This window comes from Pelagibacterium montanilacus (assembly GCF_003992665.1).
GTDB classification, from domain to species: Bacteria; Pseudomonadota; Alphaproteobacteria; order Rhizobiales; family Devosiaceae; genus Pelagibacterium; species Pelagibacterium montanilacus.
This window is the reverse complement of sequence record NZ_RZMX01000055.1, coordinates 60,740-85,389: the sequence shown is the minus strand read 5'-3', so window position 1 is coordinate 85,389 and position 24,650 is coordinate 60,740. Positions and strand designations below refer to the sequence as shown.

The 24,650-nt window shown below is 63.7% G+C and carries 23 protein-coding genes; 18 read left to right on the top strand and 5 right to left on the bottom strand.

Annotated elements, in window-relative coordinates:
• The first annotated feature begins 4 nt into the window (after positions 1 to 4).
• From EO136_RS15695 to EO136_RS15665, 7 genes are all read left to right on the top strand, one after another.
• A complete protein-coding gene (locus tag EO136_RS15695) occupies positions 5 to 793 on the top strand; it encodes an ABC transporter ATP-binding protein (RefSeq protein ID WP_127145337.1) in 789 nt (262 codons plus the stop codon).
• On the top strand, positions 783 to 1,343 hold the full coding sequence (locus EO136_RS15690) for a hypothetical protein (RefSeq protein ID WP_127145336.1): 561 nt from the start codon (positions 783 to 785) through the stop codon (positions 1,341 to 1,343). The genes EO136_RS15695 and EO136_RS15690 overlap by 11 nt, the downstream gene beginning before the upstream one ends.
• Positions 1,340 to 2,221, top strand: a complete 882-nt coding sequence (locus EO136_RS15685; protein WP_127145335.1) for an ABC transporter permease — start codon at positions 1,340 to 1,342, stop codon at positions 2,219 to 2,221. Before EO136_RS15690 ends, EO136_RS15685 begins: the two co-directional genes overlap by 4 nt.
• Positions 2,218 to 3,093, top strand: a complete 876-nt coding sequence (locus EO136_RS15680; RefSeq protein ID WP_127145334.1) for an ABC transporter permease — start codon at positions 2,218 to 2,220, stop codon at positions 3,091 to 3,093. Before EO136_RS15685 ends, EO136_RS15680 begins: the two co-directional genes overlap by 4 nt.
• A 63-nt stretch (positions 3,094 to 3,156) precedes the next feature.
• Complete coding sequence (locus EO136_RS15675) at positions 3,157 to 4,152, top strand: ABC transporter substrate-binding protein (RefSeq protein ID WP_127145333.1); 996 nt, start codon at positions 3,157 to 3,159, stop codon at positions 4,150 to 4,152.
• 220 nt (positions 4,153 to 4,372) lie between these two features.
• Positions 4,373 to 5,158: a ThuA domain-containing protein gene (locus EO136_RS15670; protein WP_127145332.1), complete on the top strand. Its 786-nt coding sequence runs from the start codon at positions 4,373 to 4,375 to the stop codon at positions 5,156 to 5,158.
• A 160-nt stretch (positions 5,159 to 5,318) separates the two neighbouring features.
• A complete protein-coding gene (locus EO136_RS15665) occupies positions 5,319 to 6,365 on the top strand; it encodes a Gfo/Idh/MocA family protein (protein ID WP_127145331.1) in 1,047 nt (348 codons plus the stop codon).
• 188 nt (positions 6,366 to 6,553) lie between these two features.
• On the opposite strand, the gene EO136_RS15660 is transcribed toward EO136_RS15665, so the two are convergent.
• Positions 6,554 to 8,176, bottom strand: coding sequence for a bifunctional metallophosphatase/5'-nucleotidase (locus tag EO136_RS15660; protein WP_127145330.1), 1,623 nt, complete (start codon positions 8,174 to 8,176; stop codon positions 6,554 to 6,556).
• A 360-nt stretch (positions 8,177 to 8,536) separates the two neighbouring features.
• Between EO136_RS15660 and EO136_RS15655 the strand changes: the two genes are divergently transcribed.
• Positions 8,537 to 9,319 (top strand): cytochrome b/b6 domain-containing protein, encoded by a 783-nt coding sequence (locus tag EO136_RS15655; RefSeq protein WP_246018422.1) that lies wholly within the window; start codon positions 8,537 to 8,539, stop codon positions 9,317 to 9,319.
• The gene (locus EO136_RS15650) at positions 9,316 to 10,107 is read left to right on the top strand and encodes a molybdopterin-binding protein (protein WP_127145328.1); all 792 of its coding nucleotides are present in this window, start codon (positions 9,316 to 9,318) and stop codon (positions 10,105 to 10,107) included. Before EO136_RS15655 ends, EO136_RS15650 begins: the two co-directional genes overlap by 4 nt.
• Positions 10,108 to 10,120: 13 nt before the next feature.
• Here the strand turns inward: EO136_RS15650 and EO136_RS15645 are convergent, their stop codons facing one another.
• The 3 genes from EO136_RS15645 to EO136_RS15635 are packed head-to-tail and all read right to left on the bottom strand — an operon-like array spanning position 10,121 to position 11,822.
• Entirely contained in the window at positions 10,121 to 10,618 is a 498-nt protein-coding gene (locus tag EO136_RS15645) for an ureidoglycolate lyase (RefSeq protein WP_127145327.1), read from the bottom strand.
• Positions 10,615 to 11,442 carry a bifunctional allantoicase/(S)-ureidoglycine aminohydrolase gene (locus EO136_RS15640; protein ID WP_127145326.1) on the bottom strand — a complete coding sequence of 276 codons (828 nt, stop codon included), beginning with the start codon at positions 11,440 to 11,442 and terminating at the stop codon, positions 10,615 to 10,617. The genes EO136_RS15645 and EO136_RS15640 overlap by 4 nt, the downstream gene beginning before the upstream one ends.
• 56 nt (positions 11,443 to 11,498) lie before the next feature.
• Positions 11,499 to 11,822: an ArsR/SmtB family transcription factor gene (locus tag EO136_RS15635; protein WP_127145325.1), complete on the bottom strand. Its 324-nt coding sequence runs from the start codon at positions 11,820 to 11,822 to the stop codon at positions 11,499 to 11,501.
• A 50-nt stretch (positions 11,823 to 11,872) separates the two neighbouring features.
• Here EO136_RS15635 and EO136_RS15630 point away from each other — a divergent pair, with 50 nt between their 5' ends.
• Complete coding sequence (locus tag EO136_RS15630; RefSeq protein WP_127145324.1) at positions 11,873 to 12,334, top strand: SRPBCC family protein; 462 nt, start codon at positions 11,873 to 11,875, stop codon at positions 12,332 to 12,334.
• 9 nt (positions 12,335 to 12,343) lie between these two features.
• The gene (locus EO136_RS15625) at positions 12,344 to 12,796 is read left to right on the top strand and encodes an SRPBCC family protein (protein WP_127145323.1); all 453 of its coding nucleotides are present in this window, start codon (positions 12,344 to 12,346) and stop codon (positions 12,794 to 12,796) included.
• Here EO136_RS15625 and puuE read toward each other — a convergent pair.
• Positions 12,793 to 14,217: an allantoinase PuuE gene (gene puuE, locus EO136_RS15620; RefSeq protein WP_127145322.1), complete on the bottom strand. Its 1,425-nt coding sequence runs from the start codon at positions 14,215 to 14,217 to the stop codon at positions 12,793 to 12,795. The genes EO136_RS15625 and puuE overlap by 4 nt on opposite strands.
• 143 nt (positions 14,218 to 14,360) lie before the next feature.
• Here puuE and uraH point away from each other — a divergent pair, with 143 nt between their 5' ends.
• The 7 genes from uraH (at position 14,361) to EO136_RS15585 (ending at position 24,435) form a co-directional block, all read left to right on the top strand.
• Positions 14,361 to 14,717: a hydroxyisourate hydrolase gene (uraH, locus tag EO136_RS15615; RefSeq protein WP_127145321.1), complete on the top strand. Its 357-nt coding sequence runs from the start codon at positions 14,361 to 14,363 to the stop codon at positions 14,715 to 14,717.
• Positions 14,718 to 14,720: 3 nt separating this feature from the next.
• Positions 14,721 to 16,181 (top strand): xanthine dehydrogenase small subunit, encoded by a 1,461-nt coding sequence (gene xdhA / locus EO136_RS15610; RefSeq protein ID WP_127145320.1) that lies wholly within the window; start codon positions 14,721 to 14,723, stop codon positions 16,179 to 16,181.
• Positions 16,182 to 16,338: 157 nt separating this feature from the next.
• A complete protein-coding gene (gene xdhB, locus EO136_RS15605; RefSeq protein WP_127145319.1) occupies positions 16,339 to 18,678 on the top strand; it encodes a xanthine dehydrogenase molybdopterin binding subunit in 2,340 nt (779 codons plus the stop codon).
• A gap of 115 nt (positions 18,679 to 18,793) precedes the next feature.
• The gene (xdhC, locus tag EO136_RS15600; protein ID WP_127145318.1) at positions 18,794 to 19,606 is read left to right on the top strand and encodes a xanthine dehydrogenase accessory protein XdhC; all 813 of its coding nucleotides are present in this window, start codon (positions 18,794 to 18,796) and stop codon (positions 19,604 to 19,606) included.
• A 3-nt stretch (positions 19,607 to 19,609) separates the two neighbouring features.
• Positions 19,610 to 20,839 carry a urate hydroxylase PuuD gene (locus EO136_RS15595; protein WP_127145317.1) on the top strand — a complete coding sequence of 410 codons (1,230 nt, stop codon included), beginning with the start codon at positions 19,610 to 19,612 and terminating at the stop codon, positions 20,837 to 20,839.
• Positions 20,830 to 22,143 (top strand): guanine deaminase, encoded by a 1,314-nt coding sequence (guaD, locus tag EO136_RS15590; protein ID WP_127145316.1) that lies wholly within the window; start codon positions 20,830 to 20,832, stop codon positions 22,141 to 22,143. The genes EO136_RS15595 and guaD overlap by 10 nt, the downstream gene beginning before the upstream one ends.
• A gap of 126 nt (positions 22,144 to 22,269) precedes the next feature.
• Complete coding sequence (locus EO136_RS15585) at positions 22,270 to 24,435, top strand: malate synthase G (protein ID WP_127145315.1); 2,166 nt, start codon at positions 22,270 to 22,272, stop codon at positions 24,433 to 24,435.
• The last annotated feature ends 215 nt before the right edge of the window (positions 24,436 to 24,650 follow it).

Here is a 24,650-nt window from a genome sequence, read left to right as displayed (position 1 = left end):
GGGCTTGTCAGAAATACCAAGCGTAGTCGAGGCCAAGGGGCTGGGGCTGACATTCGAGACGGCGGACGGTCCCGTCCACGCGCTCGCCGATGTGGACCTTTCGATCCGAAAAGGCGAATTCGTCTCCTTTATCGGCCCCTCGGGGTGCGGCAAGACCACGTTCCTGCGGGCCATCGCCGATCTCGAGCAGCCTACCGCCGGCACGATCACGGTCAATGGCACGAGCCCCGCCATGGCGCGCAAGGACCGCGCCTATGGCTATGTCTTCCAGGCGCCGGCGCTCTATCCCTGGCGCACCATCGAGCGCAATGTGGCGCTGCCCCTCGAGATCATGGGCTATGCCAAATCCGACCAGAAGGCGCGGATCGCCCGCACGCTGGAGTTGGTCAACCTCAAGGGCTTTGAGAAAAAATATCCCTGGCAGCTCTCGGGCGGCATGCAGCAGCGCGCGTCCATTGCCCGGGCGCTGGCCTTCGATGCCGATCTGCTGCTCATGGACGAGCCGTTCGGGGCGCTCGACGAGATCGTGCGCGATCACCTCAACGAGCAGCTTCTGGAGTTGTGGGACAAGACCGGCAAGACGATCTGCTTTGTCACCCATTCGATCCCCGAGGCGGTGTATCTCTCGACCAAGATCGTGGTGATGAGCCCGCGCCCCGGGCGGGTGACCGATGTGATCGAATCCACCCTGCCGCGCGAGCGGCCCCTCGATATCCGCGAAACTCCGGAATTCCTCGAGATCGCCGCGCGCGTCCGCGAGGGGCTGCGGGCTGGGCATTCCTATGACGAGTAGTCTCGTTATGGAGGCTGGGCGCAGCCGGCGCGGCATCCGGATCGATGAGACGCCCGACGAGACGATCGTCCACCTGCCGGTCCAGCGCGGCATCCTGCGGGCGCTCGGTCAGGTGTTCATGCTGGGGTTCTGGAGCCTGGGCGGAATGCTCGCCTTCATCCTCGTTGCCACCGGCGCCGCAGCACCATTCTTTGCCGTTTTCCTCGTAGGGTGGGCGATCGGGTTCGTGGCGTTGGTCCTGAGACTGCTCTGGACTCTGCTCGGTCGCGATACGCTCATTGCGCGGCCCGATGGTCTTGTCCGGAAGCGGTCCATACTCTTTTGGGGGCCGCGCGAGACATTTACGGCGCGGCAGGCGCGCCTCCTCACCTATATCGAGAACGACCCGTCGCGCAGGGTTCACGTCAACAATCGCACCATTGCCCAGCCGGCCCTCGAGATCGCGGGCGACGGGCGGCTGGCACGCTTCGGCCATGGAATATCGAAATCCGATGCCGAGGCGGTGATCGCGGCGGTGCGGGCGCGGGTCGGGACGGAGGGGGCGCCATGAAGTCCATCCTCGAGAGCCGCACGTTCGCGATCGGCACGGTCGTCCTCGCCATCATCGTCATCTGGTACGGGTTCGCCATCGTGCTCAACCTGCCCTGGCAGCAGAGCGTTTATGCCCGCGCCGACCTGACCGACGTGCCGCTTTTCCAATGGCTGGCGGACCTTTATTCCCAGCAACGCCCGGTGTTGCCGGCGCCCCACCAGGTTGCGGTCGAGTTCTACACCTCGGTCTTCCAGGCCAATCCGACAACGCCGCGCAGCCTGATCTTCCATGCCTGGATCACCCTCTCGGCCACGGGACTGGGTTTTCTGTTCGGCACGCTTCTGGGCATCTTGCTGGCGGTTTCCATCGTGCACAACCGGGCCATGGATCGCTCGCTCATGCCCTGGGTGATCGCAAGCCAGACCATTCCCATCCTCGCCATCGCGCCCATGATCGTCGTGGTGCTCAATTCGGTGGGGCTCACCGGGCTGATTCCCAAGGCGCTGATTTCGACCTATCTGTCGTTCTTTCCCGTGGTCGTGGGCATGGTGAAGGGCTTTCGCAGCCCGGAGGCACTGCACCTGGATCTGCTGAGGACCTATCATGCCAGCACGTCCCAGGTGTTCTGGAAGCTGCGCTGGCCGGCGTCGCTGCCGTTCCTGTTCGCGTCCATGAAGGTGGGTGTCGCCGCCTCGCTCGTGGGGGCCATCGTCGGGGAGTTGCCGACGGGAGCGGCCGGCGGGCTGGGCTCGCGGCTGCTGGCTGGATCCTATTACGGCCAGACCACCCAGATCTGGGCGGCGCTGTTGATGGCGGCGACGCTCTCGGCTGGTCTCATCGTCGCGATCAATGCCATTCAGACGCTGACGTCGAAAGCCATGGGGGCACCGGCATGAATACGGGCTGGATCATCTTCGCTGTCATCTTCTGGCTCGGTGCCTGGGGGCTGAACGAGGCGCTGGTGCGCATCAGGCCGCGCGCCCGCGCCGGTGCCATGGCCATCAATCTGATCGTGCCGCTGCTGTTCGGGGTGACGCTCCTCGTGCTCTGGGAGGGTCTGGTGCGCGGGCTGAACGTGCCGGCCGTGCTCCTGCCGCCGCCCAGCGTGGTCTGGCAGCGGATCGTGCTCTCGATTCCCAATCCGCTCTGGCCCGATTTCCAGCAGACCTTCCTTAAGTCGGTGCTGATCGGCTACACCATCGGGTGTACCTCGGCCTTTCTGGTGGCCATCGCGGTGGACCGGTCGCCCTTTCTCAAGCGCGGATTGCTGCCCGTGGGCAATTTCGTCTCGGCGCTGCCGCTGGTGGGGATCGCGCCGATCATGGTGATGTGGTTCGGGTTCGACTGGCAGTCCAAGGCGGCGGTCGTGGTGGTCATGACCTTTTTCCCCATGCTGGTGAACACGGTGGCGGGGCTCAACGCCACCGGGCCGATGGAAAAGGACCTGATGCGGACCTATGCAGCCAGCTACTGGCAGACGCTCGCAAAATTGCGCTTGCCCATGGCATGGCCCTTCATCTTCAATGCGCTCAAGATCAATTCCACGCTCGCCCTGATCGGGGCCATCGTGGCAGAGTTCTTCGGCACTCCTGTTGTGGGTATGGGGTTCCGGATATCCGCGGCCATCGGACGGCTCAATGTCGATATGGTCTGGGCCTCCATCGCGGTTGCCGCGCTGGCCGGCTCACTCTTTTACGGACTGATCGCTCTCATCGAGCGGGCCGTCACATTCTGGCATCCGTCCGTCCGGTCAGGCCGGTCGGGCTAGACACCCGGGACGCCATCGCCCCGGGATCCGGCATACAAACCACAGCAACAAGGGGAAACGGCAATGAAGATACTTCTTACGGCGGCTCTGGCGGGAACCATGTTCGCCGCCGCGGCGCCGGCATTCGCACAGGATGCCTACCCGCTCACGTTCCAGCTCAAATGGGTCAACCAGGGCCAGTTCGCCGGCTATCTGGTGGCGCAGGACCTCGGCTATTACGAGGAAGCGGGCCTTGATGTCACAATCAATCCCGGCGGACCGGATCTTGCACCCGAACAGGTGATCGCCGGCGGCGGGGCCGACGTCATCACCACCTGGATGGCCGCTGCACTAGCCGCACGCGAGCGCGGGGTGCCGCTGGTCAACATCGCCCAGCCTTTCGCCGAAACCGCACTTGAGTTCGTGTGTTCCGAAGAGAGCGGGGTCACGACAACCGATGATTTTCCGGGCAAAACGCTGGGTGTCTGGTTCTTCGGCAATGAATACCCGTTCTACGCCTGGATGGCACAACTGGGCCTGTCCACCGATGGCGGGGACGAGGGCGTCGAGGTTCTCCGGCAGGCCTTCTCGGCCGATCCGCTGCTCCAGGGGCAGGCCGATTGCATCTCGGTGATGCGGTACAACGAGTACAAGCAGGTGCTCGATGCCGGCATTCCCGAAGACAGCCTGACGCTCTTCAATTTCGCCGATGAAGGCGTGGGCATGCTCGAAGACGGGCTCTATGTGATGGAAGATCGCCTCGAGGATCCCGAGTTCGTCGATGCGATGGCCCGGTTCGTGGATGCCTCCATGCGCGGCTGGGCCTATGCGGCCGAAAATCCCGAAGAAGCGGCGGAGATCGTTCTCAACAACGACATGTCGGGCGCGCTGACGCTTGAAAGCCAGGTCTACCAGGTCAACGAGGCCGCGGCTCTGGTGGGCGACAGCCCGGCTCTGGACATCGATGCCTATGAGCAGACGGTGGCCACCCTTCTCTCGGCGGTTTCGCCCGATAACCCGGCGATTACCGCTGCGCCCGAAGGGGCTTATTCCACGGTCGTGACCGACGCGCTCGAATAGGGATGCCGGCCCTTGCCGGTGTGAAATGACGAGAGGCGGGAGCTTTCCCGCCTCTTTTCGCATTGATAGCGAACGGAAATACGGTGCGGCAAAGATTTGCGCCCGGGGCTTGAAAGCACATCATGACCCGGATACGCAATTGCCACCAGTACAGAACACTTAGCCGAAACGTTTTGGAAGTGGGCCGGCGGGGCCGGCCAAACCCGAGAGGACCATGGTCATGACCATACGGGCGCTCGTCTGGGGCGAGAACATTCACGAGCAAAAGAACAAGGTTGTCGGGGAACTCTATCCCGAAGGCATGCACGGCCAGATCGCCAAGCTGCTCGGTGAGGACGGCGAGATTTCCACCGCGACAGCAGTGCTGCAGGATCCCGATCACGGGCTCACCGACGAGGTTCTGGCGCAGACCGATGTGCTGCTGTGGTGGGGCCATGCCGACCACGCCGCGGTGCGCGACGATATCGTGGAGAAGGTCGCCAGGCGCGTTTATGAAGGCATGGGCCTGATCGTCCTGCATTCGGGACATTTTTCCAAGATCTTCAAGAAGCTGATGGGCACTCCATGCGGGCTGAAATGGCGCGAGGCGGGCGAGCGCGAGCGCATCTGGGTGGTCAATCCGCGCCATCCCATCGCCAGGGGCCTGCCCGAGCATTTCGAGATCGAATACGAAGAGATGTATGGTGAGCCGTTCTCGGTGCCCGAGCCGCTCGAGACCGTGTTCATTTCCTGGTTCCAGGGCGGCGAGGTGTTCCGCTCGGGCCTGACCTATCGCCGGGGCGCGGGCAACATCTTCTATTTCCGCCCTGGCCATGAAACCTACCCGACCTATTTCGAACCGATGGTGGGCAAGGTGCTGCGCAACGCGGTTCACTGGGCGCACAATTCCGATGCGGCCTATACCGCCATCCACGACGCACCAAATGTGCCGGTGGGCGCCACGCTCGAGCCGATCGAGGAGCGCGGGCCCAAGCTCCATGCCGATGGCGAGGAGGGCTTCCGCTAGAGCGTTTCCAGAAAAAGTGGAAACACTTTTCCGGTTCGGAAACGCGACACATCAAAGACTTGGAGCTCCTGTTCTGAGCCAATCAGCACAGGACATGCTCTAGGCTTACCTGCGCCTGGTATCCCGGGCCCCCAACCTTGACCTACCAGAGGAGGAGCCGATGCGGCTCGTCATTCTCGGCACCGGGAAGATGGCTGCCAGCCATGCGGCCCATTTTTCCGCGGTCGACGGCGTGGAACTGGTCGCTGCCGTCGACCTCGACTATGCGCGCGTTCTCGCCTTTGCCGATGAGTATCGGATCGCCCGGACGTTCACCTCGCTCGACGAGGCGATCGCCTGGGATGAGTTCGATGCGATCGCCAATGTGACGCCCGATCGCTTCCACCATCCCACGACCATGCAGGCGATCGCGGCGGGCAAGCATGTCTTTTGCGAGAAGCCGCTGGCGACCCATTACGAGCACGCCGATGAAATGGCGCGGGCGGCGGAAGAGGCGGGGCTGATCGGCATGGTCAACCTGACCTACCGCAACGTCCCGGAGTTGCAGAAATTTCGCGACATGGTCGATGCTGGCCAGATCGGCGAGATCAAGCACGTGGAGGCAAGCTATCTCCAGAGCTGGCTGGTTTCCAAGGCCTGGGGCGACTGGAAGACCGACCCCACCTGGCTCTGGCGCCTCTCCACCCGACACGGCTCGAACGGCACCCTGGGCGATATCGGCATCCATATTCTCGACTTTGCCTGGTACGGGATCGGCTCGGCGGTCCAAAAGGCCTTCTGCCGGCTCAAGGCGTTCGACAAGCACCCGGACGGCCGGATCGGGGATTACGTGCTCGATGCCAATGACAGTTTCACCATGTCGCTCGAGTTCGAGAACGGAGCGCTGGGGGTGGTGCACGCGACCCGCTGGGCGTCGGGCTATCACAACACGCTGCGGCTGCGGGCCTATGGGTCGACGGGCGGGCTGGAAGTCCAGCACGGCTTTGACGGCTCATCGCTGAGGATGTGCGCGGGCGAGGATGTCGACCAGGCGATCTGGCGCGACGTGCCGGTGGAGCCCATCCCGACCAATTATCATCGGTTCGTCGAAGCGGTGAACACGGGCGTTGCCCAGAAGCCGACCTTCCGGCACGCGGCAAACCTGCAAAAGGTGCTCGATCTGGGCATGGAATCGGACAGCTCGCGGCGCGAGGTCAGCGTCGTCTGACGGCCCAGGGCCGAAGAGACGGAAACGGAAAGGGGCGCACCCGGCAGGATGCGCCCCTTTTCTGTTTTGCTCTGGACATATGTCCTAGAGCTCCTGTTCTGATTGGATCAGAACAGGAGCTCCAAGTCTTTGATTTGTCGCGTTTCCGAACCGGAAAAGTGTTTCCACTTGTCCTGGAAACGCTCTGGTTATTCGGCGCCGACTTCGGTGATGCGACCGTCGGTGTAGGGCGTGTAGACGCCGCCCAGATCCGCGATGTAATCGGCCAGAACCTGCTCGAGCGGCGGGCCGAAATCGTAGGGGTTGTCGCCTTCGGCGAAGGTGCCGTAGCCGTCACCGCCACGGCGCATGTAGTCGTTGGTCACGACGGTATAGGTGGCCTCTTCGTCGATAGGCACCCATTCCTCGCCCTCGCGGACCATGACCTCGACGATGCGCTCGCCGACCGGCTGCGAGCGATCCCATGTATACTGGAGGCCCGAGACCTGCGCGAAGCGGCCGCCTTCGTTCTCGACTTCACTGACCCCGTTTTCCAGGGCATCGATGACATCGGCGCCCGTGATGTCGACGGTTGCCAGCGTGTTCGAGAAGGGCAGCACGGTGAGGGCATCGCCCATGGTGATTTCGCCCGCCTCAATGGACGCGCGCAGGCCGCCACCGTTCTGGATGGCCATGTCGGCGCCCTGATCGGCCACGCGGTCGAGCATGGCGTCGGCAACCAGGTTGCCCATCGAGCATTCCCCGAAGCGGCAGACCTCGCGTGCGCCCTCGATGAGTTCGGGGGTTTCGCCGATGACCTCGGCCATCAGAGCCTGGATCGGCTCTTCGAGTTCGGCCAGATCCTCGACATAGTCCTCATTGGGCTCGACGGAGGCATCGAGCAGCATCGGCTCGCCTTCTGCGGAGACCACATTGCCCTCGGCATCCCAGGTGACGGCGATTTCGCCCAGGTACTTGCCGTAGGAATATGCGGTAACAACGGGCACTTCATTGCCGTCGGGCCCATCGACCATGGTCGGATAGCCGCCGGCGGCGTCTTCGTCGGTGTTGGACAGAAGCGTGTGGGAGTGACCGCCCACGATCAGGTCGATCCCTGCCACATTGGCCGCAATCTCGAGATCGCGGTTAAAGCCGACATGGGTCACCGCGATGATCTTGTCGATGCCCGCCGACTGCAGGGCCTCGACCTGGGTCTGCAGGCTGGTGATGGCGTCCTCGAACACCACGTTCTCGCCCGGGGAGGACGTCTCGTCGGTGTCCTCGGCGAGTGCGGAAACGAACCCGATCTCTTCGCCGCCGATCTCCATGACATGGGTGCCCGGGATGCGGCCGGCCAGCAGCGGCTCGTTCTCGACATTGATGTTGCCCGAGATCAGCGGGTAGTCGATGGCATCGAGCAGAGCGGCGAGCTCCTCGGGGCCATCGTCGAACTCGTGATTGCCCACGGCCATCACGTCAATGCCGAGGTCGGACGAGAATTCGGCAACGATTTCGCTGCGATACTGGGTGTAAAAAAGCGAGCCCTGGAACCAGTCGCCAGCGTCGACAAGGACGACGTTCTCACCCTCGAGGGCAGCGCGCCTGTCGTCGACCGCGGTCTTGACCCGGGCGATGCCGCCGAAGCACTCGCCAGCGGCGTCGGTTTCCGCGTCGCAATTGGAATTGCTGCCGGTGATCGGGCCAAAGCGGGAGTGGAAGTCGTTCAGGTGCAGGATGTTGAGGGTGAACTCACCCTCGGACTGCGCATTGGCAGGAGCTGCGAGCCCCGCTGCCAAGGCGAGCGCGGAGGCGCCCAGAAGCAGATGTTTCATGACCGTGATCCCTTGATTGGAAGGCGTGCGGAGCCTTCTATTTCACGCAATTGCGACGCTCCGATTACACAGGCGAAGCCGGCGCCAAGCGCCCGAGTTAACCGCAGTCTTGCGGCTCTGAAAAGAGAAAATTTGACCGGACGGTCAATTCCGAGGAACAGGAACACGCGACTTTGACCGAAGGGGCGGTGAAATCGCTGCCGGGGCGAAACCTAATTCTGCTAGGTTCCGTAGTCATGACGGAACGATCAAGACTGCCGGTCGGAGGGTACTTTGTCTCAATCAGAAGCCGATACGGACACCGGGGTTGCCGCCCCGTCCAGCCGCAGGGAAAAAGGGCCGCTCGTTTATCGTCAGGCCGTGCTGACCCGGCTCACCCATTGGGTGTGGGTGGTGTGCCTGTTCTTCCTGCTTCTCTCGGGCCTGCAGATCTTCAACGCCCATCCGCGTCTCTATATCGGCCAGCAATCGGGCTTTGAGTTCAACAACACGGCCTTTTCCATCCATGCCGAGCGTCGCGAGGACGGGTCGGCCGCCGGGATCACGACGGTGTTCGGCCAGAGGATCGACACCACGGGCGTGCTGGGCGTAAGCGGTCCGGAAGACCGCCCGCAGGTCAGGGGCTTCCCCGCATGGGCGACCATTCCCTCCTATCAGGACCTCGCGACCGGTCGTGTGGTGCATTTCTTTTTCGGCTGGGTGCTGGTCGGAACGCTCCTGGTCTGGTTCGTCTCCAGCCTTTTGAATGGCCATTTCTCGCGCGACATCGTTCCCACGGGACGAGAGTTGCGCAGCCTGCCGCGCGACGTTGCCGACCACGCCAGGCTGCGATTCCATCACGGGCGGCGCTATTCGATCCTCCAGAAGCTGACCTATGGCATCGTGCTGCTCGTGCTCTTCCCGCTCATCATTCTGACCGGGCTCTCGATGTCGCCGGGGATCAATTCCGCATGGCCCTGGCTGATCGAGATCTTCGGCGGGCGGCAGACCGCGCGCACGATCCATTTCGGGGCGATGGTGTTGCTGGTGGGGTTCTTTGTCATCCACATCCTGATGGTCGTTCTGGCCGGCCCGATAAACACCATGCGCTCGATGATTACCGGCTGGTACAGGATCGACGCCAAGCGAAAGGACCCACGATGAGCAAGGTGATTTTCAATCGGCGGCGGTTCCTGACCCTTGGGGGCGCAGGGCTGGTGGGCACGACCCTCGCCGGGTGCGATGCGTTCGACAGCTTTGCCCGTCCCGGCCATCCGGTGCGCGATTTCCTGATCGGCGCCAACGAGATGACCATGGCCGTCCAACGGACGCTGTTGGGCAGCGAAGCGCTGGCCAAGGAATTTTCCGAGAGCGAGATCCGGCAGGGCATGCGGCCCAATGGCTCGACCGATCCCAACAATCCAGACTACCTCGCGCTCCGCGAGACCGATTTCAGCCAGTACAGCCTCGAGGTCGGCGGGCTGGTGGACAATCCCGGGCGCTATTCGCTCGATGCCCTGCGCAACATGCCCTCGCGCACCCAGATCACCCGGCACGATTGCGTGGAGGGCTGGAGTTGCATCGCCAAGTGGACCGGGGTGCCTCTGGGGCTGATCCTTGATGAGGCGCAGCCGCGCTCGAATGCGAACTACGTGGTGTTCCACTGCTTTGACATCTATAGCGGCGGGCTTTCGGGCGGGGTTCCCTACTACGAGAGCATCGATATGGTCGATGCCTATCATCCCCAGACGATCCTCGCCTACGGAATGAACGATGCGGCGCTGCCGGTGGCCAATGGCGCGCCGCTCCGGGTGCGGGTGGAACGCCAGCTCGGCTACAAGATGGCCAAATATATCCAGCGCATCGAACTGGTCGAGAGCTTCGCCGATCTGCATGGCGGCAAGGGCGGATACTGGGAAGACCGCGGCTATGAATGGTATGCGGGCATCTGAGACGGCGCGCGTCCTAAGGCGCGGTGTCTATAATGCGGTAAGGCGTCTCGAAGACAAACTCTTCGAGGTTGGTGCCATTACCGCCACGGTCGACGACGAGGAAATCGCCTTCGGCTTCGAGCGGGGTGAGAACGCCGTGCCAGACATTGCGGGCGATGTTGATGCCCGTACCCGGGGGGATGCGGAAGGCGCGGGGACGGGCTGGGCGCCCGGCGTCATCGGGCGCTACGATCGCGAGAAACGGCCTTTGGTGTAGCGGCATGAAGGCCTGCGATCCGAGCGGGTGGCGCTCCATCAATCCAAGCTCGAGCGGCAACGCGTAAGGCCGACCGCGGAAGATCGAGATGAGGGGGCGCCCGTTTTCCCCCCCGATTTCGACACGGGCGAGATCGTGGAAGCGTTCCGTCATGCCGGCATTGATCGTGAAATGCTCGGCGCCTTTGGTGGAGAGCACCTGACCGAACGGCGCGAAGGCCTCGCGGTCCAGGGGCTCGATCTCGATGGTGGTCACGGGCGGCCCAGCTTCATGTGGCGATTCACATCCTTATAGAGCAAATAGCGGAATTTGCCCGGACCGCCTGCATAGCAGGCCTGTGGGCAAAAAGCGCGCAGCCACATGAAATCGCCGGCCTCCACCTCCACCCAGTCGGCATTGAGCCGGTAGACCGCCTTGCCTTCAAGGACATAAAGCCCGTGTTCCATGACATGGGTTTCGGGGAAGGGGATGACCGCGCCGGGCTCGAGCGTGACGATGTTGACGTGCATGTCGTGGCGCAGATCGGCGGGATTCACGAAGCGGGTTGTGGCCCAGCGCCCCTCCGTGCCGGGCATGCCGATGGGGGCGATGTCCTGGTCGCGGGCGACAAAGGGCTCGGGCCGATCGAGGCCGGCCACCGCGTCATAGGCTTTGCGGACCCAGTGGAAATGAGCATGCGCTGATGATCCGTTGCGCAGCGTCCAGGTGCAGCCGGCGGGCAGATAGGCATAGCCGCCGGGCCCGAGGGTGTGGGCCTCGTCCCCGATCGTCAGGTCGATTTCCCCGTCGACGACGAACAGCACGCCCTGCGCGTCGGGGTCGGTTTCGGGCGTGTCGCTTCCGCCGCCCGGGGCGACGTCCAAGATGTAATGGGAGAAGGTTTCGGCAAAGCCCGACAACGGCCTTGCGATGACCCAGAGCCGGGTCTCGTCCCAGAAGGGCAGGAGGCTCGTGGTGATGTCGCGCATGGTGCCTTTGGGGATCACCGCATAGGCATCGGTGAAGACCGCCCGGTCCGTCAGGAGCTGGGTCTGGGGCGGCAGGCCGGCGGGGGGCAGGGCGTAGGGATGGTCTGTCATGGGCGCGAGTTTGCGTGCAAGTGAAGAGCCTTGGCAAGAGGATGGTGCAGTGATCGCTATGGGGCCAGCGCCTTTTCCAGCTTCGACATCATCGAAACCGCGTTGCGGGCGTAATCCCCGATCCAGCGCTCGTGGATGGATTTGATCGGCAAGGCGTTGAGATGGTTCCAGCGCTCGCGCCCCTCGCGCCGGGCGATCAGGAGACCGGCGCCTTCGAGAACGCGGATATGGAGCATCACGGTGCATCGGTCGATATCGGGAAACAGCGCCACCAGCTGGCCCGTCGTCCGGGGCTCGTCCTTCAAGGCGTCGAGAATGGCGCGCCGCTTGCGGTCTCCCAATGCCTTGAAAATCCTGTCTGATTCGTCTTCGCTTGACATGTTATGAAATTATAACATAAATAGGTGCATAGCAAGAGGAGACGGACGCAATGGAGTTCAAATTCACGGTTTCAGGTCGGATATCAAAGCCCGTGCACGAGGTGTTCGAGGCGGTGGCCGATCCAGCAAAGCTCTCGGGCTATTTCACCACGGGGGGCGCGAAGGGGCGGCTGGAGACGGGGGCGGTGGTCTCCTGGGACTTCCACGATTTCCCCGGTGCGTTCCCGGTCAATGTGGTCGAGGTGGTGCCCGACGACAAGATCGTCCTCTCCTGGGGTGCTGCGCCTGAAGGCGATGACACCGGCAATTACGACACCACGGTCACGATGACTTTCGCGCCGATCGACGACAACACGCGAACGCTCGTCTCGATCACCGAAGAGGGATGGAAGCAGACAGCGACCGGGCTGAAATCATCCTACGGCAATTGCGAGGGCTGGACCGGCATGCTCGCGGCGATGAAGGTCTATCTCGAGCACGGCATCAATCTGCGCGAAGGCTTTTACAAATAGGAAGAAGACATGGCAAACGTCACGGCCCGAGCTGAGCATCGCTTCGCCACGCTAACTCCCGATGCCGTCTATGATTCATGGCTCGATCCTGAGAGGGTTCGTGCCTGGATGCAACGCACTATAGCGCGGGCCGGCCGCACGGCACAGGTCACCGATATCGACATCGATGCGCGCGAAGGTGGGTGGTATCGGTTCGTCGATCTCGACAAGGACGGAAACGCGAACCCGGCCTGGGGGTATTACATGGACATGGTGCCGGGACGGCGGCAGGTGTTTACGTGGTTTGTCGAGCCCGAAGAGGAAGCACAAGACAACTCTACTGTCACTCTCGAGCTCATCGCCGAGGGGCAAGGCTGTCTGGCCGTCATGACGCACGAAATGGACGCGCAGTGGGCCGAATATATCGAGCCGACAGCAAAGGCTTGGGCCTCCATGCTGATATCGATCGAGGAAACCGCCTAACCAGCGTACAGCGCCTCGATCCGCAATTGTGCAATGCGCTCGACCTGGGCGCAGGCGGTGGCGAATTCGGTGGGGCGGTCATTGTGGACCCGCTTTTTAAAGGCCTCCATGATCGAGGCCTTGGTGTTGTCGCGCACCGCGATGATGAAGGGGAAGCCGAATTTCTCGACATAGCGGGTGTTGAGGTCGGTGAAGCTGGCGCGTTCCTCGTCGGTGAGGGCGTCGAGCCCGGCAGAGGCCTGCTCGGCGCTCGATTCGGCGGTCAGCCGCTTGGCGGCGGCGAGCTTTCCGGCGAGATCGGGATGCGCCTTGAGAACGCCCAGGCGCTCGTCCTCGCTCGCCATGCGGAACTGGCTGCGCAGGGCGAAGTTGATGCCGAGAGCGCTGTCGTTGGCCGGCGCCAGTTCCCCGTCATAGGCGCGCTGGGCGATGAAGGGGGAATGCTCGTAGACCGAGCCGAAGGTCGAGAGGAACGTTTCCCGGTCCATCTGCGAGGGCATGAGAACCGGGGAACGGTAGGGGTGCTGGTCGGCCCAGTGCCGGGCGATATCGATGCGCCGGGCCACCCAGACCTTCTCGAAGCCTGCGATGTAGTCGATGAACTTTTTCAATCCCTCAAAGCGGCCGGGCTGTCCGATCAGCCGGCAGTGCAGGCCGATGCTCATCATCGTTGCCTGGCCCGCTTCTCCCTCGCGGTAAAGGCAGTCGAAGCTGTCCTTGAGGAACTGGAAGAATTCGTCGCCATTGGCAAAGCCCGAGGGCGTGACGAAGCGCATGTCGTTGGCTGAAAGCGTATAGGGAATGACCAGTTGGGGCCGGGCCTGATGAACGCGCCAATAGGGCAGGTCGTCGTCATAGGTGTCCGAGACATAGGCAAAGCCGCCCTCTTCGGAGACAAGATCGACCGTGTTGATCGAGCAGCGCCCGGTGTACCAGCCGAGCGGCCGCGAGCCGGTGGCGATGGTGTGCGTGCGGATGGCTTCGCCGATCTGGCGGGCTTCCTCGTGCCGGTCCATATCCTTGTGCTCGACCCATTTCAGTCCGTGGCTGGCGATTTCCCAATCGGCGGCCAGCATGGCCTCGACCTGCTCGGGGGCGCGCATGAGCGCGGTGGCGACGCCATAGACCGTCAAAGGCAGGCCGCGCTCGGTGAACAGGCGGTGGATGCGCCAGAACCCGGCGCGGGCACCGTATTCATACATGGATTCGATGTTCCAGTGCCGCTGGCCGGGCCAGGGCGCGGCGCCCACCACATCGGCCAGAAACGCTTCGGACGCGGCGTCCCCGTGCAGGATGTTGTTCTCCCCGCCCTCCTCGTAGTTGAGGACGAACTGGACGGCGACATTGGCTGCCCCCGGCCAGTTGGCGTCTGGTAGAATGCGGCCATGACCGCGGAAATCGCGGGGGTAGCGGGTCGGCATGGGGTATCCCTGAACGTTCGAAATGAGGGCCAGCATAGCGTCAAAAAACTGGACCATGTGGTAAAAATTTTGGCCGGACCCCTTTCGCCCCCTGATTTTTGGGTTGATAGTCAATGGGTTTGGACTTTGGCGAAGGGCACTTCATGAGCGGCGCAGGACGGCTGACAACCCATGTTCTCGATACGGCGCACGGACATCCGGCGGCGGGGATGAGAATTGCGCTTTATCGGTCTGACGGGGCGGATCCGGCCCTTGTCACCGAAGTGGTGACCAATGGGGATGGCAGGTGCGACGGGCCGCTGCTCGAGGGCGGGCAAATGGTTGAAGGGCAATACCTTTTGCACTTTTCGGTGGGGGATTATTTCGCCGGAATCGAGGGGGCGAAGGGCGGGTTTCTCGATGTCGTGCCCGTTCAGTTCACGATCTCTGACCCGGGGGCGCATTACCATGTGCCGCTGCTGGTTTCGCCCTTTGGTTATTCCACCTATCGCGGGAGCTGAGCTGTGAGCGTCCGCACCAACATCCGCTTCTATCTCAATGATGTACTGGTCGAGCTCGGCGATGTTGCGCCTGACCGGACGCTGCTTGATTTCCTACGGCTCGACCGGGTGCTGCGGGGCACCAAGGAGGGGTGTGCGGAGGGCGATTGCGGCGCCTGTACGGTCCTGATCGGCGCGCATGAGGGCGCTGATCTGCACTATCTGACGGCGAATGCGTGCATCGTCTTCGTCGGCGCGCTGGACGGGCGGCACGTGGTGACCATCGAGCATCTCAAGGGTCCGGACGGGGCGCTGCATCCGATCCAGCAGGCCATGGTCGAGCACCATGGGAGCCAGTGCGGCTTTTGTACGCCGGGCTTTGTGATGTCGCTCTATGGGATGTGGATGACCAATCCCGAGCCTTCGGTGCGCGAGGTCGAGATGGCGCTGCAGGGCAATCTGTGCCGTTGCACGGGCTATGCGCCCATCGTGCGCGCGGCACGCTCGATCTCCAATTATGGCAAAATCGCCGAAGATGCCTTAATTGCCGAACGGGCCGAGATGATCGCCCGGCTCGAGGCGTTGCGTGATGGCAATCGGGTGGTGGTCTCCTCGGTCCGGGGCGATCTGATCGTGCCCTCGGACGTCGATGACCTTGCCGCGGTTCTGACCGAGCGGCCAGAGGCTACGATCGTCGCCGGGGCTACCGATGTGGGGCTCTGGGTGACCAAGTTCATGCGCGAGATCGCGCCGGTGGTCTTTATCGGCCATCTCATGGGCGGGATCGAGCAGGGCGAAGATGCGCTGGTTCTCGGCGCCGGGGTGAGTTATGGGCGCGCGCTCGAGGTGATCGCCGACCGGCTGCCCCAGCTTCGCGAGCTCTTCGAGCGGATCGGCGGGGCGCAGGTACGGGCCATGGGCACCATCGGGGGCAATATTGCCAATGGCTCGCCGATCGGGGACACCCCGCCGCCGCTGATCGCGCTCGGGGCCTCGGTGGTGCTGCGCAAGGGCGACGACCAGCGCACGGTCAAGCTCGAGGATTTTTTCATCGATTACGGCAAGCAGGACCGGGCCGCCGGCGAGTTCGTGGAATCGGTCTCGGTCCCCATGCCGGGCCCCGACGATCTGGTGGCGGCCTACAAGGTGACCAAGCGGCGCGACGAGGATATCACCGCGACGCTGGGGGCGTTCCGGCTCACCGTTTCGGGCGGTATCGTGGCGGCGGCGACCATCGCCTATGGCGGGATGGCAGCGACGCCCAAGCGGGCGCGGGCGGTGGAGACGGCGCTGATCGGCCGGCCCTGGACGATGGGGACGGTGGAAGCGGCGCTGCCGGCGTTCGAGACAGATTTCAAGCCGCTTGATGACTGGCGGGCCTCGTCCGACTACCGCATGCTGGCGGCCAAGAACCTGTTGCGCAGGTTTTTTCTCGAAACGAGCGGCGAGGCCGAGACGCGGATCGTCCGGCACGAGGTGGCGTGATGGTGGCGTTGGGCACATTACCTTTCGCTTCGCGAGAGCCCATTTTCTCCCACGATGGCAGAAGGAAAGCCGAGGGGCAGCGATGTGATTGGCTCTTGGTCCTTTATGCGAGAGGGCCCGGTGGGCTTGGATGCCAGATTTCAGGTGAGGTGTCCGTATGACCGCACTCGATGAACGTAAGGCGATCCGGGGCGGGGCGCATGTGGCGCTGGCTCATGATTCGGGCGCAAAGCACGTTGCGGGCAAGGCCGAATATATCGACGACATGATCGAGCCGGCGGGCACGCTGCACGCCTATCTCGGGCTTTCGACCTGCGCGAACGGGACGATCGAGGCGTTGGATCTCGATGCGGTGCGCAGTGCGCCGGGCGTGGTGGGTGTGCTGACGGCAAAGGACGTGCCGGGCCACAATGACGTGAGCCCCACGGGCAAGCATGACGAGCCGATCTTTGCGCATGGGGAGGTCAAATTCTGGGGCCAGCCGGTGTTCGCGGTGGTGGCCGAAACCCGGGAGGCGGCGCGGCGGGCGGCGCACAAGGCGGCGATCACCTATGCCGAGCGGCCCCATCTCAATGATGTGGCGGCGGCGCGTGGGGCGGGTGGCGCAGTGGTGACCGAAGGCATGAAGCTCGAGCGCGGCGATGTCGCTGCCGGGCTCGAGAGTGCGCCCCATCGGCTCAAGGGCTCGATGACGATCGGGGGGCAGGACCATTTCTATCTCGAAGGGCAGATCGCCATGGCGATCCCCGGGGAGGACGACGAGGTCACGGTGCACGCTTCGACCCAGCACCCGAGCGAGGTCCAGCATATGGTGGGGCACGCGCTGGGCGTGCCCTCGAACGCGGTCAACGTCATCATCCGGCGCATGGGCGGCGGGTTCGGGGGCAAGGAGACCCAGGGCAATCTCTTTGCCGCCGTCGCAGCGATCGCGGCAAAGAAGTGGGGACGGGCGGTCAAGATCCGCCCCGACCGGGACGACGATATGGTCGCGACCGGCAAGCGGCACGATTTCGTGGTCGACTACGAGGTTGGGTTCGACGCGGCGGGGCGGATCGAAGCGGTCGATGCGGTTTATGGCGCGCGGTGCGGGTTCTCGTCGGACCTTTCCGGGCCGGTGACCGACCGGGCGCTGTTTCATGCGGACAACGCCTATTTCTATCCCAATGTGCGGCTGAAATCGGAGCCGCTGCGCACCAACACCGTCTCGAACACCGCGTTTCGCGGGTTCGGCGGGCCGCAGGGCATGGTCGGCTGCGAGCGCATGATCGAGGACATCGCCTATGCGCTGGGCAAGGATCCGCTCGAGATCCGCAAAGCCAATTTCTACGGCCAGACCGACCGCAACGTCACGCCCTACCATCAGACGGTGACCGACAACATCGTGGCGCAGGTGGTCGATGAGCTCGAGCAGTCCGCCGACTACCAGGCGCGGCGCCGGGCGGTGCTCGACTACAACGCCACCTCGAAGGTGCTCAAGAAGGGCATTGCGCTGACGCCGGTGAAATTCGGGATCAGCTTCACCTTCACGGCCTACAATCAGGCGGGCGCGCTGGTTCACGTCTATCGCGACGGCTCGGTGCATCTCAACCATGGTGGCACTGAGATGGGGCAGGGACTTTACGTCAAGGTCGCCCAGGTGCTGGCCGAGGAATTCCAGATTGATCTCGACAAGGTCAAGATCACCGCCACGACGACCGGCAAGGTGCCCAACACCTCGGCGACCGCGGCCTCCTCGGGGTCAGACCTCAATGGCATGGCCGCGGCCAATGCCGCCGGCCAGATCAAGGAGCGGCTGGTGGCCTTTGCCGCCGAAAAGTTCGGCGTGCCGGCCGAAGCGGTGATTTTCGAGCCCAATTGCGTGCTCGTGGGCAACCAGCGCTTCGCATGGGCCGATTTCATCGACCAGGCGTATCTGGGGCGGGTGCAGCTTTCGGCGGCCGGGTTCTACAAAACCCCCGACATCCACTGGGACCGGGCGGCGGGCAAGGGCAATCCGTTCTATTATTTCGCCTATGGGGCGGCGTGTTCGGAAGTGATCGTGGATACTCTGACGGGCGAATACATGGTCGAGCGGACCGACGTGCTGCACGATGTGGGCAAGTCGCTGAACCCTGCGATCGATATCGGGCAGATCGAGGGCGGATTCATCCAGGGTATGGGCTGGCTGACCACCGAAGAGCTGTGGTGGGACAAGAAGGGGCAGCTTCGCACGCACGCGCCCTCCACCTACAAGATCCCGCTCGCCTCGGACGTGCCCAGGATTTTCAACGTCAGGCTGGCGGACTGGTCGATCAATTCGGCCCCAACGATCCGACGCTCCAAGGCGGTGGGCGAGCCGCCCTTCATGCTGGCGATCTCGGTGCTCGAGGCGCTCTCGATGGCGGCGGCCAGCGTGGCGGACTATAAGATCGCCCCGCGTATGGATGCGCCGGCCACGCCCGAGCGGGTGCTGATGACCATCGAACGGCTGCGGGCCGAGGCCGGGGCCGGCGCGTGATCCCGAGGCTGGAGACCCCTCACCCCCGCTTGCCATTCGTGCGTAACGCTCATGGCCTTCTGCGTTTCCCATCGCTCCACGGGCTGTCCATTGCATCGAGCCGGACCATGGCGTCATGACGGTTACGCCCGATCAGATCCGTGCGTTTCTCGATCGCTATCGCGAGGCGGTGGCGGTGGAGTTGACCGATGTGCGGGGGTCGACACCGCGCGAGGCGGGGACCTGGATGGTGGTGACCGCCGGCGAGACGCTGGGCACCATCGGGGGCGGGCAGCTCGAGTTTCGCGCGATCGACAGGGCGCGGGCGATGCTCAAGAACGGCGAGCAGGTGGCGGCGCTCGACATTCCGCTGGGCCCGGAAATCGGGCAGTGCTGCGGGGGGCGTGTGGCGATTGCGCTGACGCGCATCGACGAGGACAAGGCGCGTGCGCTGAGCGTGGCCGCCGAGCGGGACTATATGGGGCGGCCCCATGTCTACGTCTTTGGCGCCGGGCATGTGGGCAATGCGCTTGCCGAGGCGCTCTCGCGCCTGCCGTTCCGCACGCTTCTGGCCGACAACCGCGCCGAGGAGATCGCCCGGGCGCCGCGGGGCGTGGAGGCGCGGCATGTGCCGATGCAGGAGGCGCTGGTGCGCGAGGCGCCCAAGGGTTCGGCCTTCCTGATCCTTACCCATGATCACGGGCTCGATTTCCTGATCGGGCTCGAGGCGCTCTCACGCGGGGATGCGGCCTATGTGGGGATGATCGGGTCGCGGACCAAGCGGGCGACGTTCCGGAGCTGGCTGGCCGACATGGGCGCCGATCCGGAACTGATCGAGGCGATGACGCTGCCCATCGGGGGCGCGGACGTCAAGGACAAGCGCCCCGAGGTGATTGCCGCGCTGACCGCGGCGGAAGTGGTGCGGGCACTGAATGCATATGGGGGCTGAGACGTGACCGATTTCGCGATTTTCTGGGAATGGCTGAGCTTTGCCATGCGGTGGACCCATGTGATCGTGGGTATCGCCTGGATCGGTTCGTCGTTCTATTTCATTGCGCTCGATCTGGGCCTGAGAAAGCATGGCAATTTGCCCGAGGGGGTGCTGGGCGAGGAATGGCAGGTGCATGGGGGCGGGTTCTACCACATCAACAAATATGTGGTGGCGCCGCCGGGCCTGCCCGAGCACCTGATCTGGTTCAAATGGGAAAGCTATGCGACCTGGCTGACCGGGTTCGCCATGCTGGCGATCGTCTATTATGCGGGCGCCGATCTGTTCCTGATCGACCGCACGGTGATGGACCTGCCGGTCTGGGCGGCGATCGCGCTGTCGGCAGGATCGCTGGCGGTGGGGTGGGTTGCCTATGACCAGCTCTGCAAATCGCCTCTGGGCAAGAGCCAGAACGGGCTGATGGTGGTGCTGTTCTTCATCCTCGTCGTGATGGGCTGGGGCTATCTGCAGGTCTTCTCTGGCCGGGCGGCGTTCCTGCACATGGGGGCGTTTACCGCTACGATCATGTCGGGGAACGTGTTCTTCATCATCATCCCGAACCAAAAGAAGATCGTCACCGCGCTCAAGGCCGGGCTGCCCGCCGATCCGGCGCTGGGCGCACAGTCCAAGCAACGCTCGGTGCACAACAATTACCTCACCCTGCCGGTGCTGTTCTTCATGCTCTCGGGCCATTATCCGCTGGCCTATGCCACCGAGCATGCCTGGGCGATCGCGGGGCTGATCTTTCTTATCGGGGTTTTGATCCGGCACTATTTCAACACCATGCATTCCACCGGCCGGCATGTGCACTGGACCTGGGGCGCCTCGGCGGTGCTGTTTATCCTGATCATCTGGCTCTCGAGCGGGCCCAGGATCGGGGGCGGCATGGAGATGCCGTCAGAGGCGGCGCTGCGGTTCATGGACGAGGCGCATTTCGAGGAGGTGTCCAACGTGATCCAGGGACGGTGCGCGATGTGTCATGCGGCAGAGCCGTTCTGGGACGGGGTGCAGAGCCCGCCCAAGAACGTGATGCTGGAAACGCCCGAGCAGATCGCGCAATACGCGCATCCGATCTATATCCAGTCCGGGCGCAGCCATGCGATGCCGCCGGGCAATGTCTCGCTGATGACCGAGGAGGAGCGGATGCTGGTCGTGACGTGGTATCAGAACGTGCGGGGCAGAGGGTGGCTTTAGGCAAGACAATCCTGCGCGGGCGGGTGCTGACCTTTCTCGATGAGCCCAACGGGCCCGACGATCACAGTTCGTACCGCTATATCGAGGACGGGGCGGTGCTGGTCGAGGGCGGCACCATCGTTTCGGTGGGGGAGTGGTCCCCGGCGCTGATGCTCGCCGCGCCGGGTGCCGAGGTCATCGATCACCGGCCGCATCTGATCATGCCGGGGTTCATCGACACCCACATCCACTATCCCCAGATGCAGGTGGTGGGGTCCTATGCCAAGGACCTCCTGGAATGGCTCAACACCTATACCTTCATCGAGGAACAGCGCTTTGCCGATGCCGGGCATGCGGCGCGTATCGCCTCGGCGTTCTTCGACGAGCTGGTGCGCTATGGGACGACCACGGCGGCGGCCTATTGCACGGTGCATCCGGCTTCTGCGGAAGCGTTCTTTGCGGAGGCCGAGCGGCGCGACATGCGCATGATCGCCGGCAAGGTGATGATGGACCGCAACGCGCCCGAGGGGCTGCTCGATACGCCGCAGACGGGCTATGACGAGACCCTGGCGCTGCTCAGGAAGTGGGACGGCAAGGGGCGGCTGCACTATGCCATCACCCCCCGGTTCGCGCTGACCTCGAGCCCCGAGCAGCTCGAGATGAGCCAGGATCTGGCGCGGCAGTTTCCCGACGCCTATATCCAGACGCACGTCAACGAGAGCGTCGGCGAGATCGCGTTTGCGAGGGAGCTCTATCCCAACCTTCCCGATTATGTGGGCATCTACGAGCATTACGGGCTGCTCGGGCCCAAGACGCTTCTGGGGCACTGCATCCACATGCAGGACCGGGAAATCGAGATGCTCTACGAGACCGGATCGGTGGCGGTGTTCTGTCCCACATCGAACCTTTTCATCGGCTCGGGGCTTTTCGACCGGGCGCGGATGCAGAAGGGGAATGTGCGCATCGGGGTGGCGACCGATATCGGCGGGGGCACGAGCTATTCGATGCTTCGCACGCTCGACGAGGGCTACAAGGTGCTCCAGCTCAAGGGCCAGCGGCTTTCGCCGATCGAGAGCTTCTTCATGATGACGCTGGGCAATGCCAGGGCGCTTTCGCTCGAGCACACGATCGGGGTTCTCGCGCCGCAAGCCGATGCGGATATCGTGGTGCTGGACGCGCGGGCGACGCCCTCGATGGCGCTCAAGATGGAGCAGGTGGAAACGCTCTCTGAGGAATTGTTCCTCCTCCAGACCTGCGGGGACGACCGGGCGGTGGTCGAGACCTATGTGGCGGGCCGGCCGGCCAAGGCGCGGCCGGGGACCTGAGCATCGGCCGTTCGCGCCAGGGGAGCCATGCGCGTTTCCGCATGGCGGAAGCCCGTTGCGCAATGGCTTGGCACCGGTGACGGGTGGTGCCAGTTAGGTTTGAAAACCATCTCAAGGAGCAGGCCGATGAGCACTTATGTGGAACGCGCGGGGCTGAAGATCGACAGCCAGCTCGCCGATTTCGTGGAGAACGAAGCGCTCACGGGGCTGGACGTGGCGTCCGATACCCTGTGGTCGGGAGTGGCCGAGCTGGTTGCGGCCTATATGCCGGGCAATCGCGAGTTGCTCGACATTCGCGACAAGATGCAGCAGCAGATCGACGACTGGCACCGCGCCAACGGGCCGGTGGCCAAGGACCCGGACGCCTATCAGGCCTTCCTGCGCGAGATCCGGTATCTGGAGGACGAGCCGTCCGATTTCGAGATTGAGACCGAGAACCTCGACCCCGAGATCGCCTCGATCTGCGGGCCTCAGCTCGTGGTGCCGGTGTCCAATGCGCGCTATGCGCTCAATGCCGCCAATGCGCGCTGGGGCAGCCTTTATGATGCGCTCTATGGCACCGACGTGATCCCGACCGAGGGCGAGCTTGCGCCGGGCAAGGCGTACAATCCCGCGCGCGGGGACGCGGTTTTTGCGCGCGCGGCGGAATTTCTCGACGAGGCGTTCCCGCTGCTGGGTGTGAAACACGGCGCGGTCACCCGCTATGGGGTGGACACCGGCGGGGCAGAGGCGCGGCTGATGATCGAGAGCCAGGACGGGCGGGCCAAGCTGGCCTACCCCGATGCCTTCGTCGGCTATGCCATTGCGGGGGACAAGACGACGATCGTCCTGCGCCACAACGGGCTGCACGCGGAACTGGTGGTGGATGCTGCCAGCGATATCGGCAAGAGCCATCCCGCGCACCTCGCCGACGTGGTGCTCGAAAGCGCGCTGACCACGATCCAGGACTGCGAGGATTCGGTGGCGGCGGTCGATGCCGAGGAAAAGGTCGGGGTCTATCGCAACTGGCTGGGCCTGATGAAGGGCGACCTTGCCGAGAGCTTCGAGAAGGGCGGCAAGACGATCACCCGCCGGCTCAACCCGGACCGGACCTATACCGCGCCGGACGGATCGGAGCTGACGCTCAAGGGCCGGGCGCTGCTGCTGGTGCGCAATGTCGGGCATCTGATGACCACCGATGCCATTCTCGACGCCGAGGGCCAGCCGATCGGCGAGGGGCTGATGGATGCGGTGGTGACCAGCCTTTGCGCCATGCACGATCTCAAGCTCCAGGGCAATTCGCGGACCGGCTCGATCTATATCGTCAAGCCCAAGATGCACGGGCCGACCGAGGTGCTGTTTGCCTGCAACGTCTTTGGTGAAGTCGAAAAGATCCTGGGCCTGGCGCACAACACCATCAAGATCGGGATCATGGACGAGGAGCGCCGCACCTCGGCCAACCTCAAGGCGTGCATTCATGCGGCACGCGAGCGTGTGTTCTTCATCAACACCGGCTTTCTCGACCGTACGGGCGACGAAATCCACACCTCGATGGAAGCCGGACCGGTGCTGCTCAAGGATCAGATCAAGGCCGAACGCTGGATCGGGTCCTATGAGGACCGGAACGTCGTGATCGGGCTTGGGTGCGGGTTCTCGGGCAAGGCGCAGATCGGGAAAGGCATGTGGGCCAAGCCCGACGCCATGGCCGATATGATGGCCCAGAAAACCGGCCATCCCAATTCGGGTGCGAACTGCGCCTGGGTGCCCTCGCCGACGGCCGCGACGCTGCACGCGATCCACTATCACCAGATCGACGTGTTCGCGGCCCAGAAGCGGCGGCACAACGAGGCCGTGGCGCCGCTCGAGGAGCTGTTCTCGATGCCGGTGCTCGACACCTCGACGCTTTCGCGCGAGCAGATCGGGCGCGAGCTGGAAAACAACGCCCAGGGCATCCTGGGCTATGTGGTGCGCTGGGTCGATCAGGGGGTTGGCTGTTCGAAAGTGCCCGACATCAACAATGTGGGGCTGATGGAAGATCGCGCGACCTGCCGGATTTCCTCCCAGGCGATTGCCAACTGGCTCTGGCACGGCGTGGTGACCCAGGACGAGGTGGTCGCGACGTTCACCCGCATGGCTGCTGTGGTGGACAAGCAGAACGCGGGCGATCCGCTCTACCGCCCGATGGCGGTGGATCCCGAATCCTCGATCGCGTTCAAGGCCGCGCTGGCGCTGGCGCTCGAAGGCACCAGCCAGCCTTCGGGCTATACCGAGCCACTGCTGCATGCGAGCCGGCTGCAGCTCAAGGCCAGCTAGAGCGTTTCCAGGACAAGTGGAAACACTTTTCCGGTTCGGAAACGCGACAAATCAAAGACTTAGAGCTCCTGTTCTGATTCAATCAGAACAGGATATGCTCTAGGGCCGGGGTCCGGACTGGCGCTGCTCACCCCTCCCCATCCCTCCCGTCAATGGGGGGTATGGGCTGGGGAATGGCATCTGGGCTGAAGCTATGATGCGGCTGGCCCACGGTT

Excerpts from the sequence above, each read along its gene's own strand:
- EO136_RS15635 (WP_127145325.1), bottom strand. The coding sequence starts at position 11,822 with ATGTCAAGCGAAGACGAATCAGACAGGATTTTCAAGGCATTGGGAGAC.
- EO136_RS15650 (WP_127145328.1), top strand. The coding sequence starts at position 9,316 with ATGAGCAAGGTGATTTTCAATCGGCGGCGGTTCCTGACCCTTGGGGGC.
- EO136_RS15665 (WP_127145331.1), top strand. The coding sequence starts at position 5,319 with ATGCGGCTCGTCATTCTCGGCACCGGGAAGATGGCTGCCAGCCATGCG.
- EO136_RS15640 (WP_127145326.1), bottom strand. The coding sequence starts at position 11,442 with ATGACAGACCATCCCTACGCCCTGCCCCCCGCCGGCCTGCCGCCCCAG.
- EO136_RS15690 (WP_127145336.1), top strand. The coding sequence starts at position 783 with ATGACGAGTAGTCTCGTTATGGAGGCTGGGCGCAGCCGGCGCGGCATC.
- xdhB (WP_127145319.1), top strand. The coding sequence starts at position 16,339 with ATGACCGCACTCGATGAACGTAAGGCGATCCGGGGCGGGGCGCATGTG.
- EO136_RS15630 (WP_127145324.1), top strand. The coding sequence starts at position 11,873 with ATGGAGTTCAAATTCACGGTTTCAGGTCGGATATCAAAGCCCGTGCAC.
- EO136_RS15680 (WP_127145334.1), top strand. The coding sequence starts at position 2,218 with ATGAATACGGGCTGGATCATCTTCGCTGTCATCTTCTGGCTCGGTGCC.
- EO136_RS15625 (WP_127145323.1), top strand. The coding sequence starts at position 12,344 with ATGGCAAACGTCACGGCCCGAGCTGAGCATCGCTTCGCCACGCTAACT.
- xdhC (WP_127145318.1), top strand. The coding sequence starts at position 18,794 with ATGACGGTTACGCCCGATCAGATCCGTGCGTTTCTCGATCGCTATCGC.
- EO136_RS15670 (WP_127145332.1), top strand. The coding sequence starts at position 4,373 with ATGACCATACGGGCGCTCGTCTGGGGCGAGAACATTCACGAGCAAAAG.
- puuE (WP_127145322.1), bottom strand. The coding sequence starts at position 14,217 with ATGCCGACCCGCTACCCCCGCGATTTCCGCGGTCATGGCCGCATTCTA.
- EO136_RS15675 (WP_127145333.1), top strand. The coding sequence starts at position 3,157 with ATGAAGATACTTCTTACGGCGGCTCTGGCGGGAACCATGTTCGCCGCC.
- EO136_RS15585 (WP_127145315.1), top strand. The coding sequence starts at position 22,270 with ATGAGCACTTATGTGGAACGCGCGGGGCTGAAGATCGACAGCCAGCTC.
- uraH (WP_127145321.1), top strand. The coding sequence starts at position 14,361 with ATGAGCGGCGCAGGACGGCTGACAACCCATGTTCTCGATACGGCGCAC.
- EO136_RS15660 (WP_127145330.1), bottom strand. The coding sequence starts at position 8,176 with ATGAAACATCTGCTTCTGGGCGCCTCCGCGCTCGCCTTGGCAGCGGGG.
- EO136_RS15685 (WP_127145335.1), top strand. The coding sequence starts at position 1,340 with ATGAAGTCCATCCTCGAGAGCCGCACGTTCGCGATCGGCACGGTCGTC.